Source organism: Microbacterium sp. LCT-H2 (assembly GCF_001866135.1).
Lineage (GTDB): Bacteria > Actinomycetota > Actinomycetes > Actinomycetales > Microbacteriaceae > Microbacterium.
Genome location: NZ_MODW01000001.1, coordinates 315,998 through 329,990 on the forward strand (window position 1 = coordinate 315,998; position 13,993 = coordinate 329,990).

Sequence of the window (13,993 nt, forward strand, 5' to 3'; positions counted from 1 at the left end):
CCTCCGAGGCGTGCCGGGAGCGCCGTCTCCCGAGGCACGAGGAGGAAGCGGAAGGTCCCCTGACCCACCCTCGTCGCGGCGACCGGCACGTGGTGATGCGAGATGCGCTGTGCACCTTCACCTGTGCGGCGTGCGGGGCTGCGCGATGCGAGATCAGGGCTGCCCTCCGCCCACAGGGGCCGGCTTGCCCCGCCGGCTGAGGGTTGTGCCCGCTCCGCCGCGACTACCGACTTCCGCTCTCCTCCTCGAGGTCGTGCGACCAGTTCGCCTGCTGGATCCGGTTGTCGAGCTCTCGGAGCTCCTGGGCGACCGCATCCGCCCGCGCACGCAGCGCGGCGACGGGCAGCGCCGACACCTGCCGCAGCTCCGAGCGCATCTGGCGCAGGTACTGCTCGCTCGCCCCCGAGGCCGCGGCCGCCGCGTCCGTGAGCACGGCATGGCGCAGGCGCAGCACGTCCCGCGCGGCGAGCGCATCGGTCATCGTCCCGTCCGCGCCGAGGTCGAGGCGGGCGTTCGTCGCGTTGATGCGTCGGATCAGGCTCTGCAGCCGGGTCAACGCGCCCTCCGCCTCTTCGATCAGCGCCGCCGCATCCTCGGCGGGCTCCTCACCCTCCTGATACCGGGCGTTCGCGACGATGCGCGCCCGCAGCTGCTCGATGCGGCGCTGCAGGTCGGCGCGGGCGGCGAGGGCTTCGGCGAGTCTCATGCCCTCATCCTCGCAGGCGGCGGCCGTAACAGTTCGTCATACAGGCCGAAGGTCAGCGCGTGCGGAGAAGGCCCGACTGCTCGGGGTGCGCGGCGAACCACTCCGCCACGTACCAGCAGACGGCGTCCACCTTGCGGTCGCCGCGCTCCGCGATGTCGGCCACGGCCCCCTCGACAACCTTCCCGGCATACCCGTTTCCGCGGAATGCCGGGACCGTATAGGCCCGGGTGAGCGCGACCGTTTGGCCGTCGTCCCGGTAGTCGAGCACGCTGACGAGCTTCCCGTCGCGCGTGAGGGTGTACCGCGATGCGTCCTTCTCGTCGGTCAGGATGAAGCCGCCGACGGTGTGCGAGATCGTCATCCGTGTCACGTTACGCCTCTTGCGACGCGCCCGGGCGTTTTGACATGTCCCGTCACGATCGGACATAATCCCCCCATGACCATCAACGCACGCCCTTTGTCCGCCCAGGAGGCGAACGGGACTGCCGGGATGATGATGCCCGGTCGCGTTGACATGTGTTGCCGAATGTGTCGCTGAACGAACAGCCACCTCGCCTGACCTGACTCCTCGCCATCTGCGAGAGCAGCGTCCCGAGCACACACCCGTGCTCGCTTCCCCGGCTCCGCCGGTCATTCGTGCAACGCATCCGAGCCCCCTCCCGTCGGGCTCACGTCCTGAGGACCCATCATCATGTCGAACTCCGCCCTTCTCGAGCGTCCCGCCGTCACCGCCCCGAACCGCACCGTCCGACCCGCCGAGTCGTCGACTCCGCTGGCCCCGGCCGGCGCCGACCTCCCCGCCGTCCGCTCGCCCCGCGGCTTCGCCCTGTACGTCGGCCTGGACGAGATCAAGGCCGCCGAAGCCGGTGTGAGCCTCCCGCTGCTCGTCGACGCCCTCCGCCGCACGCTGGCCGAGCTCGCGCCCGGCGCCGAGACCCACGCCACCGTCGCCCTCGCCCCGCACGGCTCCGGCGGCCGAGACCTGGACGTCGTGCGTCTCGCCCTGCAGGAGCCCGGCGCGATCGCCCGCACCAAGGCCGCCGCCGAGGAGGAGACCACGCCCGAGGAGTCCGGCGTCACCGTCGACATCTCCCGCAAGCGCGTGCTCATCGACGGCGAGTCCGCCGCCTTCACCTACAAGGAGTTCGAGCTGCTGCAGTACCTCGTCCTCCGCGAGGGGCGCACGATCGAGCGCAGCGAACTCGTCGCCGCCCTGTGGCAGGCCCAGGACGACGAGACCCCGGGCGAGCGCACGATCGACGTGCACGTGCGGCGACTGCGGGCGAAGCTCGGCCGCTACGAGGACATCGTCCGTACCGTGCGCGGCATCGGCTACCGCTTCGACCGTCATGCCGACGTCGTCATCCGCTACGGCCACGGAACCCCGTCGCCCGACCGCTTCTGACCCGCTCTGCTCAGCCCGGAGGCCTGTGTCAGGAGTCGCGCGTAGGGTGGGCGCATGACCCTCGCCGCCGCCCCCGCGACGGCGGGCGCCGTCCGCGCGGATGTCCCGCGGGAGACGACGTACCGCCCGCCGCACCCGCTCGATCTCCGGCGCACCGTCGGCATGCTGCGTCGCGGCGGCACCGATCCGACGACGGTCTTCGACGGCCCGGTCATCTGGCGCGCGGTCCGCACGCCACAGGGTCCGTCGACATTGGCGCTGCGGATGTCGGGGAACGAGGTCAAGGCGACCGCCTGGGGTCCGGGCGCCGAGCACGCCCTCGCCCTCGTGCCGGCGCTGTGCGGCGCCGGCGACGACCCGACCGGCTTCGATCCCTCCCTGCACCCCCTCATCGCCGAGGCAGCCCGGCGACACCCCGGCATCCGGCTCGCGCGCACGGACGAGGTCTTCGATGCCCTGGCCTGCGGCATCCTCGAGCAGAAGGTCACCTCCATGCAGGCCTTCGGCGCCTGGAGGTACCTCGTCTCGCGCTACGGCGACCCGGCACCGGGGCCGACGCCGCGACCGATGGCCGTCGCTCCCACGGCGGCGCAGTGGCGACGCATCCCTTCCTGGGCATGGCATCGCGCCGGCGTGGAGCCGCCGCAGTCGAAGACCATCGTGCGGGCCGCAGAGCGCGGCGATCGCATCGCCGCTGCCGTCCGAGCGGCCACGACCGGCGCTGACCGTGACCGCGTGCTCACGAGCCTGCCCGGAGTCGGGGTCTGGACCGCCGCGGAGACCCGGATCCGCGCGCTGGGCGACCCCGATGCCGTCAGCGTGGGCGATTACCATCTGGCGCACGAGGTCGGGCATGCCCTGACCGGGCACCGCACGGACGATGCCGGCATGGTCGAACTGCTCGCACCCTGGGCCGGCCACCGGCAGCGCGTCATCCGGCTCATCTTCGCGAGCGGCGTCGCCGAGGCGCGGCGCGGACCCCGGCTCGCCCCGGAAGAGCACCGCCGACGCTGACCAGCCCGTTCCCGCAGCGGCCGACGTATGCTGAGCGCATGTCCCGTACCGCCCTGCGCATCTTCGTCACGGTCGGCCTGCTGATCGCCGGTGTCGTCCTCGGCCTCATCTTCCAGAACGTCTGGCTGGGCGTGCTGCTCGCCGCGATCGTGTGGTTCGGCTGGTTCCTCGGCTACGAGTCCCGCCGCGGTCACAACGCGGGCGTGAACGACGAGGACCATGGCGTCGAGCTCTGACGCCGTGGAGCGGCAGTCCAGCGCCGACCGGCGAGCTGTCCTCTCCGAAGTGACCTCGGGCATTCCGTCGCCCGAGGGCCTCCGCCGCAACGTGTTCGTCGGCATCGACGGCGTGGACAGTTCGGGGAAGACGGTGTTCGAAGCCACGACTCGCCTAGCCGACGGGGGCAGACGGGCCGCCACCGCGGAGGCCAGAACGGGCGACACGCGAGCGCGATCTAGCTAGCAGATCACCCTTGATCCGACGTTCGCCCCCTATTCTGGGTCTCGCCGGAGGGGAGCATCAATGGCGACGATTAAGAAGACTGTGCGCTTCTACGACACCGTACTCATCGACGATAAAGATATACGCAAGAGCGTAGAACCGGATTTCTGGTTGTCGGTGATCGGCGCGTTCGCCAAATGGGATCTCACCGCACGCAGCGGAAAAGTCTTTGAAGTCGACTACTTCGGTCGCGCTGTATCACCCAAGAAGCCAGCGCTGCCGCACCTTCAGATTGAGCGCATCCGAGATCTAGCCGAGCAGCTCAATCGCTCGAATCTCTCCAACGGCGACGTGGAGCCGTTGGACTTCGACGACCCAGATGATCGTGTCTCGGAACCAACCTTCCTCGTTCCGTTCGGCACCCATGGCCGGGTCGCAGTCATGAGCCCTGCCGTCCAGGGAACTCGCTCGGAGACGATTTCCCGATGGCTCACGCTCGTGCTGGGACTGGCAGGTAAGGGCTACTCGCTGGAACTCGTGCCCGTGATCGATCCCGACGTGTTGAAGAAGATCATGAGCGCTGACGGCGCGGTTATGCTCGAGGTCCACGTGGACGCAGGGGTCAGCGTTCCGGCAACTGGAGGCGGACCAGTCGGCGATGCGTTCCGCAATGCGCAGCATCAGTCCCTCGAAGAGGCTCGGATGGTCTTCCGCTGGTCGCTCGATCGCTCAGGCGGCACAGGCCCAGTGCGAGATGCACTCCGGAAGGGAGCCCTCTGGGTTGTACGGAACACCTTCAGCTCGAACGCCAAGGTCAAACTCGCAGACATCGACGATGAGGGTCGCTTAGTACGCGACGATGAGCGCAGCATCTTTAAGGACCGAATCACCAAGAACGTGACGTTCCACACCGCCGCGGGTCAACGCGCGACAGACGAAGCGATCCTGACTGCGGTGGGACAGGCGATCACTGAATTCACCAAGGGCGGCTCCACTGTCGGCTTCCAAGCCGCTGGCACCAGCGGAACCGCAAAGATCGCGATCGGGGACGGCGACGAAAGCTAGTGTCGGAGCCTCGGCGTAGCCTCGGTCTCTTCGGAAGGAGAGGATCGTGAAGTTGCTTAGAGCGGTTGGCGGCTGGTTCGCCAACTACCCCTTGTTCGTCAGCGCCTTCATTGTTGGTCTGGTTGTGGCGCACTTTTACGCCTCACAATCGTGGACGGCCCTGAACGTTGCGGCTGCCCTCGCGAACACCTCCGCTGGGGATGTGCAGGGAACGCTGACTGCTCTCGCGCTTGGTGTCGCGGGCGTCAGCGCCATGGTTGGCGGCTTCGCAGGCGTCGTTGTCGTTTTCGGCTTGGGGAGCGAGAACGACAGGTTCCGGCTACTGCGACGCAAAGGCTCGCGACGCCTACGAGCCAACTGGATTTCGGTCGTGCTGAGCTCATTCACCGGAGCATTTGGAGCGCTGGTGTCCGCGATGATCGTGGTCGGTTTCGGCGCGGAACCGGGCATGTGGGTGCTTGAGGTTTGCCTCCTGGCCACGGCCCATGCTGCAATCCGACTCACCTGTCTACTGGCAGGGCTCGCAGGGATCGTAGATTCTGAAGACGAAGATCACGAGCGAGCGGAGAAGACCGTACGCACGACCGATGTCATCGGAGATACTCCTCCGCCGCGATAACCCACGAGGCATACGTCGGGCAATTACGCAGCGTCGCACGCTCGTCGGATATCACCGACCTCCTTTCGGCGACGCGACGCCGGCTGAACTGAGATCGTCTCCGATCGCTTGAAGGTCAGCCCGCCCGCGTGCCTGGCGACTACCTGCTTCGCGACCTCGGCAGCGACAACGTACACAGGTCCGGGAACGATACCGCGCTCCTTTTGGCTACGGCGGGAGCTTTGGTCCGTTCTCCGATGATCTTCGCCTCCAACTCGGCTACTAGCATGAGGATCCCGGCGACGAGTTACCCAATCACCCTTGTCATGTCGATGCCGAGGTCAAGGGCAATCAGACTCCAACCCTGCTTTTTCGCAGTTCGCAGGATGTAGCCGAAGTCCACGACGGACCGAGACAACCAATCGAGGTTCGCCATGATGAAAGTGCCGTACTGCTCCGAGGCTAGGAGAGTTAGAGCCTGTTGAACGGCGGGGTGAGCGGGCGCTTTTGCCCTGGCCAACGATGTGATGGACCGTCCAGCCGCGGCGCTCCGCTCGCGCTCAATCACTTCTCTTTGCACGTCGATATCGCAGTCCTGCCGGACAGTCGAGACAGGAGGTACCCGATCGCATCGGTAAGGCTACTTCCGCAATGATGATGTCGTGGATGATTTCCTTGTACCCATCGTGGCGGCGTTCGTTACAGCGGGAATTGGTTCGGCAGTTTCTGCTTTCGGTGCTCGACGGGCGCAGCGCGCCGCGCAGTTGGCGGAGAAAGACGCGATCGCGCGCTCCGAACTGATCGCGCGCCACGTATCTGAGACGATCGGCGAACCGGGCCCCAACGAAGGCCCAGCTTCAGATGTGATGATTGAGATTCCAGATGAAGTCGGCATCAAGGATTTCTTCACTGTCAAAGTCCAGCGGCCAATTTCACCGCAGGATGTCGCTGACGCTGTCAAGGACGCCCTGAGTGAGTATGCCGAGCGCGAGCAAGCCGACAGGTCGACGGAGCGACGGACTGATCGACGGCTAGCGATCTGGCTTGCCATTCTTGGGTTCTTCGGAGGGGCGCTTGTGACAGTCGCCGTTTCCTGGATCTTCGCAGCCATAGCCGGAGCGCTCTGAGCCCATAACCGCATTTGAGGGTCGTACCGCGAGCACCGGATACGAGGCGGTGCTACCTCTGGTTTCTGGCCCTCTCCGAGACCGCTCTCGGTGTCTCCGCCGTTCGAACTCAGGCCGATCTCTTGGGGTGGAGTGCCGCATATCAAGGCGCCGGAAGCGAGAGTCTCCGCCGCGCGCATGGCACGACACGACGGCTCGGATCCGGACCCGGAGGCGGCGAGCAACCGTCGCTACGTCGAGGGTCAGCGGAACTACCTGCGAGAGGACGCCCCGGAACGGCATGCCGCTGTGATCGTGGAGAACGACGACCTCGTGGCCCCTCGGATCGTCGGGTCGGGTCAGTAGTATACGGCGAGGGGGCCGGAAGGTCCCTCCACGACCTGCACCGGGGTGTCGAACACGCGGCTCAGCACGTCGTCCGTCATGATCTCGGCCGGGGTGCCGAACTCCACCACCCGGCCGTCCTTCATGGCGCAGATGTGGTCGGCGTAGTGTCCGGCGAAATTGATATCGTGCAGCACGATGACGATCGTCCGCCCCAGCTCTTCTGCCGCGCGCCGCAGGTGCTTCATCATCTGCACGGCGTGCCGCATGTCGAGGTTGTTGAGGGGCTCGTCCAGCAACACGAACTCCGTGTCCTGCGCGAGGACCATGGCCACGTAGGCCCGCTGCCGCTGCCCGCCGGAGAGCTCGTCGAGGTAGCGCCCCTCGAGCGCCCCCAGATCGAGGAAGTCGATCGCCTGGCTGATGACCTCCTCGTCGGCCCTCGTCAACCGGCCCTGGGAGTGCGGGAAGCGGCCGAAACCCACGAGCTGCCGCACCGTGAGCCTGGTCACGAAGTGGTTCTCCTGGCGGAGGATCGAGACCACCTTGGCCAGATCCTTCGACTTCGTCGAGGCGACGTCGAGCCCCGCGATCTCGATGGCTCCGGCGTCCATCCCGTTCAGCCGGCCGATCATGGTCAGGAGCGTCGATTTGCCGGCACCGTTCGGCCCGATGAGGGCCGTGATCCCGCCGGTCGGGATACGGAGGTCGACGGGGCCGATCGCCACCTCGCTGCTGTAGTCACGGCGGACGCCGTCGAGTGCGATCACAGTCTGCCCTTTCGGAGGATGACGATGAGGAACACGGTGCCGCCCACGATCTCGATGAGGATCGAGACCATGCCCTGCGCGTAAAAGACGTTCTTCATGACGAAGTACGCCCCCGCCAGGATCGAGAACGCGGTGAAGACGGCGACGGGGAAGATCAGCCGATGGTCGTGCGTGTCGGCGAACTGGTAGGCGAGCGTCGCCACGAGGAAGCCGAGGAAGGTCATCGGCCCGACCAGGGCGGTGGAGGTGGCCATCAGCACGGCGACGAGCGTCAGGACGAGGAACTGCTCCCGGCGGTGGTCGAGCCCCAGCGACCGCGCGGCGTCGGGGCCGAGCGCGAGGACGTTCAACCGGCGGGACCGCAGCCACAGGAGGGTCGAGGCCGCGATCACGAGCGGGATCGCGAGCGGGAGGTACGAGGGATCGGCGTTGGAGACGTTGCCGAACAGCCGGGCGGCGAGCACATCGAACTCGCTGGGGGTGAGCAGCCGCTGCATGAAGGTGGCGATCGCCCCGAGACCTCCTCCGATCACGATGCCCACGAGCAGCATGATCTGGAGGTTGCCGTACCGGCCCGAGAGCAGCCACCCGTAGAGGACGACGGCGAGCCCGACCATGATGAGCACCTGAAGCGCGAACTGGCCGACTCCCTGGATCGCCACCAACCCCGCGACCCCGAACAGGTACACGGTCGTGGTCTGGACGACGCGGTACAACGACTCGAAACCCATGATCGAGGGAGTGATGATCCGGTTGTTCGTGACCGTCTGGAAGCTCACCGTGGCGACGGCCTGGGCGACCGCGACGAGCGCCATCACGACCACGGCGGTCGCGCGGTGCTGCGCGATGCGCCAGAAGCCGGGGGTGCCGATGGGGAGAGGGTTGTCCCAGGCGAGGAGACCGAAGGCGGAACCGAGCGCGATCACGCCGAGCACCACCAGCACGACGATGTAGCGGCGGCGCGCCCGCGGAGTCGTGAACGCCCCGGCCGACCGCGCCGTCCGCTGGGCCCTGGTCGCCGTCATCGTCTGCTCAGCCACGACGACGCTGCCGAAGGAGGAGGAGCACGAACACGACCGCGCCGACGACACCGAGGATCAGCGACACCGGCACCTCGAACGGCATGATGATCGTCCGGCCGATGATGTCGCAGACGGTGACGATCGCGATGCCGAGCAGACACACCCAGGGCAGGTTGCTGCGCAGGTCGTCACCGCGGACCATCGAGACGATGTTCGGGACGATGAGCCCCAGGAAGGGGAGGTTGCCGACGACGACGGTGACCACGCCGGTCGTCACCGCGATCAGCGCGGTGCCGAGCAGGATCATCCGGTTGTAGTTCACCCCGACGTTGGTGGCGATCTCCTCCCCCAGCCCGGCGATCGTCAGCCGGTCGGCCACGAGGAAGACGACGACGCCGATGATCGCGACGATCCACAGCATCTCGTACTGGCCGCGCATGACCGAGGTGAAGCTGCCCGCGAACCAGACGCCGATGATCTGCAGCGAGTTCGTGACGAGGGCGAAGTAGGTCGTGATCGCGCCGACCACCGCGCCCAGCATGATGCCGACGATGGGCACGATGAGCGACGACTTCAACGCCACCCGCCGGAGGAACGCGAAGAACACCATCGTGCCGACGAACGCGGCGAGCACGGCCCCGGCCATGCGCAGCGGAAGAGAGGGCTGCGGCACGAGCACCATCACGGTGAGGAGCCCGAGTCCGGCCCACTCCGTGGTCCCGGTGGTGGTCGGCTCCACGAAGCGGTTCTGCGTGAGCAGCTGCATCACGAGGCCGGCCATCGCCATCGCCGCGCCCGCGAGCACGAGCGCGATCGTCCGGGGAACGCGGGTGATCTGGAACATCTGCGCGCCGTCGTCCGCGCCGGCGATGTCGTACACGCCGGTGAAGAGCGAGATCACCAGGAGTGCCGCCACGACGAGGACGCCGATGAGCAGCTTCGGATCGAACAGCCGTGCCGACGATCGCGGTGTCGCTGTGAGGAGAGGAGAGGTCATGGGGGGGATGCCGGCGGCGGCGTCCCGGTCGGGACGCCGCCGCACAGCCCTTACTTGTCGGCGCTCTTCTCGAGCGCGTCGGCGAGGTCGTTGAGGAACGTCGTGTACGTCTGGATGCTCTCGTTGAGGTAGGTATCCGTGGGCATGTAGACGATCTGGTCGTCCTTCACCGCGGTGACGCCGGTGAGCGCCTCGGAGTTCTCGATGATCTCCGCCGCCTGCACGTAGTCCGGCGTCTCCGCCGCGAACACGGCGTCGCGGTCGAGCACGAGGATCCAGTCGGGGTTCGAGGCGGCGATGGCCTCGACCGAGATCTCGTCGCCCTGGTGGTCGTCGCTCGCGTCGTCGACCTGCAGTGCGGGCGTGAGGCCCAGCATGTCGTAGATCGGGCCCAGGGACCGGCCGACGGTCGGAGCGAGGTAGCCGATCTGCCCACCCGAGGTGTTCACCGCCATGACGGTGTCGGCGTCGTCGTAGGCGGCCTTCGCACGGTCCACCGCGGCGTCGAACTCCTCGACGAGCTTCTGGGCCTCGTCCTGCGTGCCGAAGATCTCGCCGAGGACGGTGGTCTGCCGCTTGAGCTCCTCGTCGAACGGCTCGCCGTCCCGGGGCTCCAGGTCGATGATCGTGGCGTCAGGGACGAGCTCCGCGATGGCCTCGTTGTGCTGCGTGAACCGCTGCCCGCTGATGATGAGGTCGGGGTCGGCTGCCACGATCGCCTCGAGGTCGGGTTCCGTGTGCAGGCCGATGTCGACGACGTCCTCGTCCTTCGCGTAGGAGACGGTCTCCGGCATCAGGGAGACGGCACCGGCGGAGAGCTCGATGCCCCAGTCGGAGAGGGTCTGGAACGTCCGGTTGTCCAGAGCGACGACCGAGGTCGGCGGCGTGGTGATCTCGTGCGTGCCGGTGTTGTCCTCGATGGTCACGGTCCGCGATCCCGCCGTCGTCTCGTCGGGTTCGGCTTCGCCGCCGGACGCGCAGCCGGAGAGGGCGAGCAGGCCGACGAGAGCGACGCTCGTGGCGGTGAGGGTTCTGGGCACGGACATGGAGAGACTCCTGTTCTGCGGGGATGTGTGCGCTCTCGTGGAGCGCCGGTCCGACGGGCGGGCGAGCCGACCGCGTCGGTTTTTAGGTTAGCCTTACTTTATGAGCGATACGAAATCCGGTTTCTCGATCGAGCGTCGCGGCCTCGAGCTGCGCTTCCGCAACGTCACGCTGAGCGCCCGCGAGTGGCTCGCTCCGGATTTCGTGCGCGTCCGCCTGTCCGGGCCCGACCTCGCCGGCTTCGACTCCCCCGGCTCCGACGACCACATGCGGCTCTTCTTTCCGAGCGGCCCCGTGGACTCGGTGGAGGAGCTGCGTGCCGCCCCGAGCCGCGAGTACACGCCCCTCGCCTGGGGTGACGACTGGCTCGACGTCGAGTTCGCGGTGCATGGCGATCAGGGCGTGGCCGCCCCGTGGGCCGCGAACGCCCCACTCGGGTCGACCATCGGCGTCGGCGGGCCGCGCGGCGCCGCCGTCCTCACCGGAGAGCCGGGATCCTGGCTCCTCGTCGGCGACGAGACCGCCATCCCCGCGATCCGCCGCTTCGCCGCCCTCATCCCCGAGGGCACCCCCGCACGCATCGTCATCGAGACGGTGTCGGCGGGTCGCGAGGTCGAGATCGACGCTCCGGTGCCGGTCGAGTGGCTGCATCGCGGCGACGCGCCGGCCGGCTCCGCACTGATCGCCTTCCTCGACGCGCTGACCGCGGATGACGTCGTGGGAGACGACCCGTTCGTCTTCATCGCCGCCGAGCAGTCCATCGTGAAGCCCGGCCGGGCCCTGCTCGGGCGCTGGGACGTGGACAGCGCGAACGCCGTCGTGAAGGGCTACTGGAAGCGTGGCGAAGCCGAGTACCACGCTCCGCACTGACACGGAGGTGCTGCGCTGACAGACTGGGCGCATGGCTCTCCTCGATCACCTGGGCATCACCGTCGCCGACCTGGAACGCGGACGCGCGCAGTTCCATCCCGTGCTCACCGCGCTCGGCTACGAGCCCGGCGGCGAGGACGATCACTCGATCTCCTGGCACACCGGCGAGGAGACCGAGATCATCCTCTACACGTGGGACGACGATTCCGCGCCCCACCGGCACGGGCGCGTCGGCTGGCAGCACATGGCTTTCGCGGTGCCATCGCGCGCCGAGGTCGACCGACTCCACGACCTCGCCCTCGACGCCGGCTGGACCGCGGTGCGCGAGCCGAAGGAGTACCCGCGGTACAGCGAGCGCTACTACGCCTCCTTCGTCGAGGACGCCGACGGCATCCGGCTCGAGTTCATGTACAACCCGCCGAAGGACGCTTGACGCCCGGGGCGTGTCGCCGCCTGGGCCTCACTTCATGATCATCCTGTCCGAGCCCGTCCACGGGCCTGAGATTCAGCTCGGAGCCGGCGTGACCCGGGTGTTGGAGACGGCCGCGAATCGCCATTCCCGTCCGGCGCATTCCGCGACCCCGGTGAGGATGCCCGATCCGTCCGGCACGCTCAGGGCGGCGTCGGCTCCGTCGGGCTGCTTCAGCGTCCAGAACCCGTACATCACGACGACCTCCGAGTCGACGTCGACGACTTTTACCTTGTCCAGATTCAGGTCGGCGACGGCGATCCGGCTGTCGAAGGCGTCGGCGTGACCGGACTCGATGCCGTCTCGGCCGGGCATAAACTGCCCGAAGATGTTGACGAAGTTGGCGTCTTCCGTGAACAGGTCTGCGAGCTGCGCCGCGTCGTGCGCGTTGAAGGCTTCCGTGAACTCCGAGAACAGCGTCACGGGCGACGCGCTGCATGCGGGGGTGGGAGTCGTCTTCGGGGAGGGCGGAGGCGCCGCCGTGCAGCCTGCGACCAACATGCCGGCAATAGCGGCGATTGCGCCGACCGCCATCATGCGCGGTCCCGGTGATATCGACATCATTCCTCCTCTTCTGCGGGGGCACACGCCCCTCGTGTGATCGACGACGACTCTTCTTGCGAGGTCAAGGAGGGGAAACGCTGCCCTGGCCGGCGCTGAGCTTTCTGCTTCGTGGTCAGCGCCATGGCATCGGCCGCATGGGCGGCGAGCCGTTCGAGCGGCCCCTTGCCCGCCGTGCGGGTCCAGATCAGTGCTGCGATCATCATGAGGATCGACAGCACGACCCAGGAGAGAACGGGGTTCGGCAGCCATGCCGAGGCGCCGGCACGGATGAGGATCGCCTGGACGACGTAACCGGTGAGAGGTACGGCACCGTAGGCGGCCAGCGGGAGCACGGCCCAGCGAGCGTAGCGGGTGACGAGGAGGCAGAGCCCGAGTACCGCGACAGCGAAACCGCCTGATCCCACGATCTCGAGGACACCGCCGGAGTGCGGCGAGACACCCGTGACCGCATTGAGTATCGCCGCCGGCGGATCCTGGGAGACGACCCAGTCGAAGTAGGAATCCTCCGAGTCGGCTCCGCCGAACAGAGAGACCCTCTCGGGTGCGACACAGGCGACGATGCCGTCGCTCTTGTTGCACGTCAGGCCAGAGATATCGATCTCATCCCCCGGGACCATGCCGCTGGATGGGGAGGGAGCAGTCGACGAGGAAGCATCTCCCTGCGGTGGAGCGAGGATGGCGCCGAGGGTGTACGCACCGAGGCAGAGCAGCGTGCCGCCGACCACCATCATGAGCCCCGTCCGCACCCGCGTCAGATCGAGGCGTCCGATGATGAGCCCCGCGCAGAGAAGCGCGGCCCACACGGTAATCGGATAGGTCCCGAACACCACCAGAGCCAGTCCGGGACCGGAGAGATCCGGAGAGAGCGTTCCGAGGAGGGCGAGCAGCGGTGGACCGAGCACGATGAGTCCCCCTCCGGCGATGAGGAGCGTCTTCGTGCGCAGATGCACCGTGAACGCGGCGAGGACGTACAGGACGCCGTAGAGGGTGAGGATCACGGCGATGCCCGACCCCAACAGCTCGACACCGAGCCCGACGACGAAGATCGCCGCTCCTCGCCCGACCAGCCGAAGACGCACCCTCCTGAGCTCGTCCGCCGTGGCATCGCGAATGCCCACCGTCATGAGGGCAAGCGAGACGCCCGCTAGCAACGCGAACAGAATCGATGAGCGCCCGTTGACCACATCGAGCCAGCTCGAAGGATCGAAGAGCGTGAGCCCGGGCCCGCTCGCCACCGCCAGATGGGCACCGAACATCCCGACAAGAGCGAGGCCGCGGGCGACGTCGACCCCCACGATGCGCGGTCTCCGCACGGCGGCGACTGCGCGGTCGTGCGGGTGGGTGCCGGAGCCCGCGACGAAACCGTCCGCCGTCGGGCCGTTGGCGGAGGGAACGGCAGGGGATGTGTTCACGTGACGACCTCTCATCGGCTTCTGCTCTTCGGGGAAGACCCGGGGCACGTCACGCCACGACCCCTGCAACGCGCGAAGTAACATGTTAGACGCTATCCAGAATTCTCCGCTCGCCTGGCCGGTCACGCAAGAGCATCTGAGCGCGGCTGAAGGATCCGGTGTCAC

At 67.5% G+C, this 13,993-nt stretch carries 17 protein-coding genes and 1 pseudogene; 9 read left to right on the top strand and 9 right to left on the bottom strand.

Going from position 1 to position 13,993, the window contains the following annotated elements:
* Positions 1–223: 223 nt before the first annotated feature.
* Entirely contained in the window at positions 224–706 is a 483-nt protein-coding gene (locus tag BK819_RS01485; RefSeq protein WP_071327594.1) for a DIP1984 family protein, read from the bottom strand.
* A 52-nt stretch (positions 707–758) separates the two neighbouring features.
* Positions 759–1,067, bottom strand: a complete 309-nt coding sequence (locus BK819_RS01490) for a GNAT family N-acetyltransferase (protein WP_071327595.1) — start codon at positions 1,065–1,067, stop codon at positions 759–761.
* Positions 1,068–1,397: 330 nt separating this feature from the next.
* On the opposite strand from BK819_RS01490, the gene BK819_RS01495 reads away from it, so the two are divergent.
* From BK819_RS01495 to BK819_RS01520, 5 genes are all read left to right on the top strand, one after another.
* Entirely contained in the window at positions 1,398–2,111 is a 714-nt protein-coding gene (locus BK819_RS01495; protein ID WP_071327596.1) for a winged helix-turn-helix domain-containing protein, read from the top strand.
* 54 nt (positions 2,112–2,165) lie between these two features.
* Complete coding sequence (locus BK819_RS01500) at positions 2,166–3,125, top strand: DNA-3-methyladenine glycosylase (RefSeq protein WP_071327597.1); 960 nt, start codon at positions 2,166–2,168, stop codon at positions 3,123–3,125.
* Positions 3,126–3,163: 38 nt separating this feature from the next.
* Positions 3,164–3,361 carry a hypothetical protein gene (locus tag BK819_RS01505; RefSeq protein WP_025104487.1) on the top strand — a complete coding sequence of 66 codons (198 nt, stop codon included), beginning with the start codon at positions 3,164–3,166 and terminating at the stop codon, positions 3,359–3,361.
* 286 nt (positions 3,362–3,647) lie between these two features.
* Positions 3,648–4,631 carry a hypothetical protein gene (locus tag BK819_RS01515; protein WP_071327599.1) on the top strand — a complete coding sequence of 328 codons (984 nt, stop codon included), beginning with the start codon at positions 3,648–3,650 and terminating at the stop codon, positions 4,629–4,631.
* A gap of 46 nt (positions 4,632–4,677) precedes the next feature.
* Positions 4,678–5,250: a hypothetical protein gene (locus BK819_RS01520; protein ID WP_071327600.1), complete on the top strand. Its 573-nt coding sequence runs from the start codon at positions 4,678–4,680 to the stop codon at positions 5,248–5,250.
* 286 nt (positions 5,251–5,536) lie between these two features.
* Here BK819_RS01520 and BK819_RS17090 read toward each other — a convergent pair.
* Positions 5,537–5,830 (bottom strand): annotated as a pseudogene (locus tag BK819_RS17090) (recombinase family protein); the annotation flags it as partial.
* Between the two features lie 61 nt (positions 5,831–5,891).
* On the opposite strand from BK819_RS17090, the gene BK819_RS16450 reads away from it, so the two are divergent.
* Positions 5,892–6,356, top strand: a complete 465-nt coding sequence (locus BK819_RS16450; protein WP_143049220.1) for a hypothetical protein — start codon at positions 5,892–5,894, stop codon at positions 6,354–6,356.
* Positions 6,357–6,533: 177 nt separating this feature from the next.
* Positions 6,534–6,701, top strand: a complete 168-nt coding sequence (locus BK819_RS16455; RefSeq protein ID WP_177173778.1) for a hypothetical protein — start codon at positions 6,534–6,536, stop codon at positions 6,699–6,701.
* On the opposite strand, the gene BK819_RS01535 is transcribed toward BK819_RS16455, so the two are convergent.
* The 4 genes from BK819_RS01535 to BK819_RS01550 are packed head-to-tail and all read right to left on the bottom strand — an operon-like array spanning position 6,695 to position 10,515.
* The gene (locus BK819_RS01535) at positions 6,695–7,450 is read right to left on the bottom strand and encodes an ABC transporter ATP-binding protein (RefSeq protein WP_071327603.1); all 756 of its coding nucleotides are present in this window, start codon (positions 7,448–7,450) and stop codon (positions 6,695–6,697) included. The genes BK819_RS16455 and BK819_RS01535 overlap by 7 nt on opposite strands.
* The gene (locus BK819_RS01540; protein ID WP_071327604.1) at positions 7,447–8,475 is read right to left on the bottom strand and encodes an iron chelate uptake ABC transporter family permease subunit; all 1,029 of its coding nucleotides are present in this window, start codon (positions 8,473–8,475) and stop codon (positions 7,447–7,449) included. Before BK819_RS01540 ends, BK819_RS01535 begins: the two co-directional genes overlap by 4 nt.
* A gap of 7 nt (positions 8,476–8,482) precedes the next feature.
* Positions 8,483–9,469, bottom strand: coding sequence for an ABC transporter permease (locus tag BK819_RS01545; protein ID WP_071328055.1), 987 nt, complete (start codon positions 9,467–9,469; stop codon positions 8,483–8,485).
* Between the two features lie 50 nt (positions 9,470–9,519).
* Positions 9,520–10,515 carry a siderophore ABC transporter substrate-binding protein gene (locus BK819_RS01550; RefSeq protein WP_071327605.1) on the bottom strand — a complete coding sequence of 332 codons (996 nt, stop codon included), beginning with the start codon at positions 10,513–10,515 and terminating at the stop codon, positions 9,520–9,522.
* 100 nt (positions 10,516–10,615) lie between these two features.
* On the opposite strand from BK819_RS01550, the gene BK819_RS01555 reads away from it, so the two are divergent.
* Complete coding sequence (locus tag BK819_RS01555) at positions 10,616–11,383, top strand: siderophore-interacting protein (protein WP_071327606.1); 768 nt, start codon at positions 10,616–10,618, stop codon at positions 11,381–11,383.
* A gap of 31 nt (positions 11,384–11,414) precedes the next feature.
* Positions 11,415–11,816: a VOC family protein gene (locus BK819_RS01560; RefSeq protein ID WP_071327607.1), complete on the top strand. Its 402-nt coding sequence runs from the start codon at positions 11,415–11,417 to the stop codon at positions 11,814–11,816.
* 72 nt (positions 11,817–11,888) lie between these two features.
* On the opposite strand, the gene BK819_RS16700 is transcribed toward BK819_RS01560, so the two are convergent.
* Both BK819_RS16700 and BK819_RS16705 read right to left on the bottom strand, forming a co-directional pair.
* On the bottom strand, positions 11,889–12,275 hold the full coding sequence (locus tag BK819_RS16700; protein ID WP_071327608.1) for an SgcJ/EcaC family oxidoreductase: 387 nt from the start codon (positions 12,273–12,275) through the stop codon (positions 11,889–11,891).
* Positions 12,276–12,412: 137 nt separating this feature from the next.
* Positions 12,413–13,828 carry a hypothetical protein gene (locus BK819_RS16705; RefSeq protein ID WP_071327609.1) on the bottom strand — a complete coding sequence of 472 codons (1,416 nt, stop codon included), beginning with the start codon at positions 13,826–13,828 and terminating at the stop codon, positions 12,413–12,415.
* Positions 13,829–13,993 lie beyond the last annotated feature (165 nt).

Excerpts from the sequence above, each read along its gene's own strand:
- BK819_RS01485 (WP_071327594.1), bottom strand. The coding sequence starts at position 706 with ATGAGACTCGCCGAAGCCCTCGCCGCCCGCGCCGACCTGCAGCGCCGC.
- BK819_RS01490 (WP_071327595.1), bottom strand. The coding sequence starts at position 1,067 with ATGACGATCTCGCACACCGTCGGCGGCTTCATCCTGACCGACGAGAAG.
- BK819_RS01495 (WP_071327596.1), top strand. The coding sequence starts at position 1,398 with ATGTCGAACTCCGCCCTTCTCGAGCGTCCCGCCGTCACCGCCCCGAAC.
- BK819_RS01500 (WP_071327597.1), top strand. The coding sequence starts at position 2,166 with ATGACCCTCGCCGCCGCCCCCGCGACGGCGGGCGCCGTCCGCGCGGAT.
- BK819_RS01505 (WP_025104487.1), top strand. The coding sequence starts at position 3,164 with ATGTCCCGTACCGCCCTGCGCATCTTCGTCACGGTCGGCCTGCTGATC.
- BK819_RS01515 (WP_071327599.1), top strand. The coding sequence starts at position 3,648 with ATGGCGACGATTAAGAAGACTGTGCGCTTCTACGACACCGTACTCATC.
- BK819_RS16455 (WP_177173778.1), top strand. The coding sequence starts at position 6,534 with ATGGCACGACACGACGGCTCGGATCCGGACCCGGAGGCGGCGAGCAAC.
- BK819_RS01540 (WP_071327604.1), bottom strand. The coding sequence starts at position 8,475 with ATGACGGCGACCAGGGCCCAGCGGACGGCGCGGTCGGCCGGGGCGTTC.
- BK819_RS01545 (WP_071328055.1), bottom strand. The coding sequence starts at position 9,469 with ATGACCTCTCCTCTCCTCACAGCGACACCGCGATCGTCGGCACGGCTG.
- BK819_RS01550 (WP_071327605.1), bottom strand. The coding sequence starts at position 10,515 with ATGTCCGTGCCCAGAACCCTCACCGCCACGAGCGTCGCTCTCGTCGGC.
- BK819_RS01555 (WP_071327606.1), top strand. The coding sequence starts at position 10,616 with ATGAGCGATACGAAATCCGGTTTCTCGATCGAGCGTCGCGGCCTCGAG.
- BK819_RS01560 (WP_071327607.1), top strand. The coding sequence starts at position 11,415 with ATGGCTCTCCTCGATCACCTGGGCATCACCGTCGCCGACCTGGAACGC.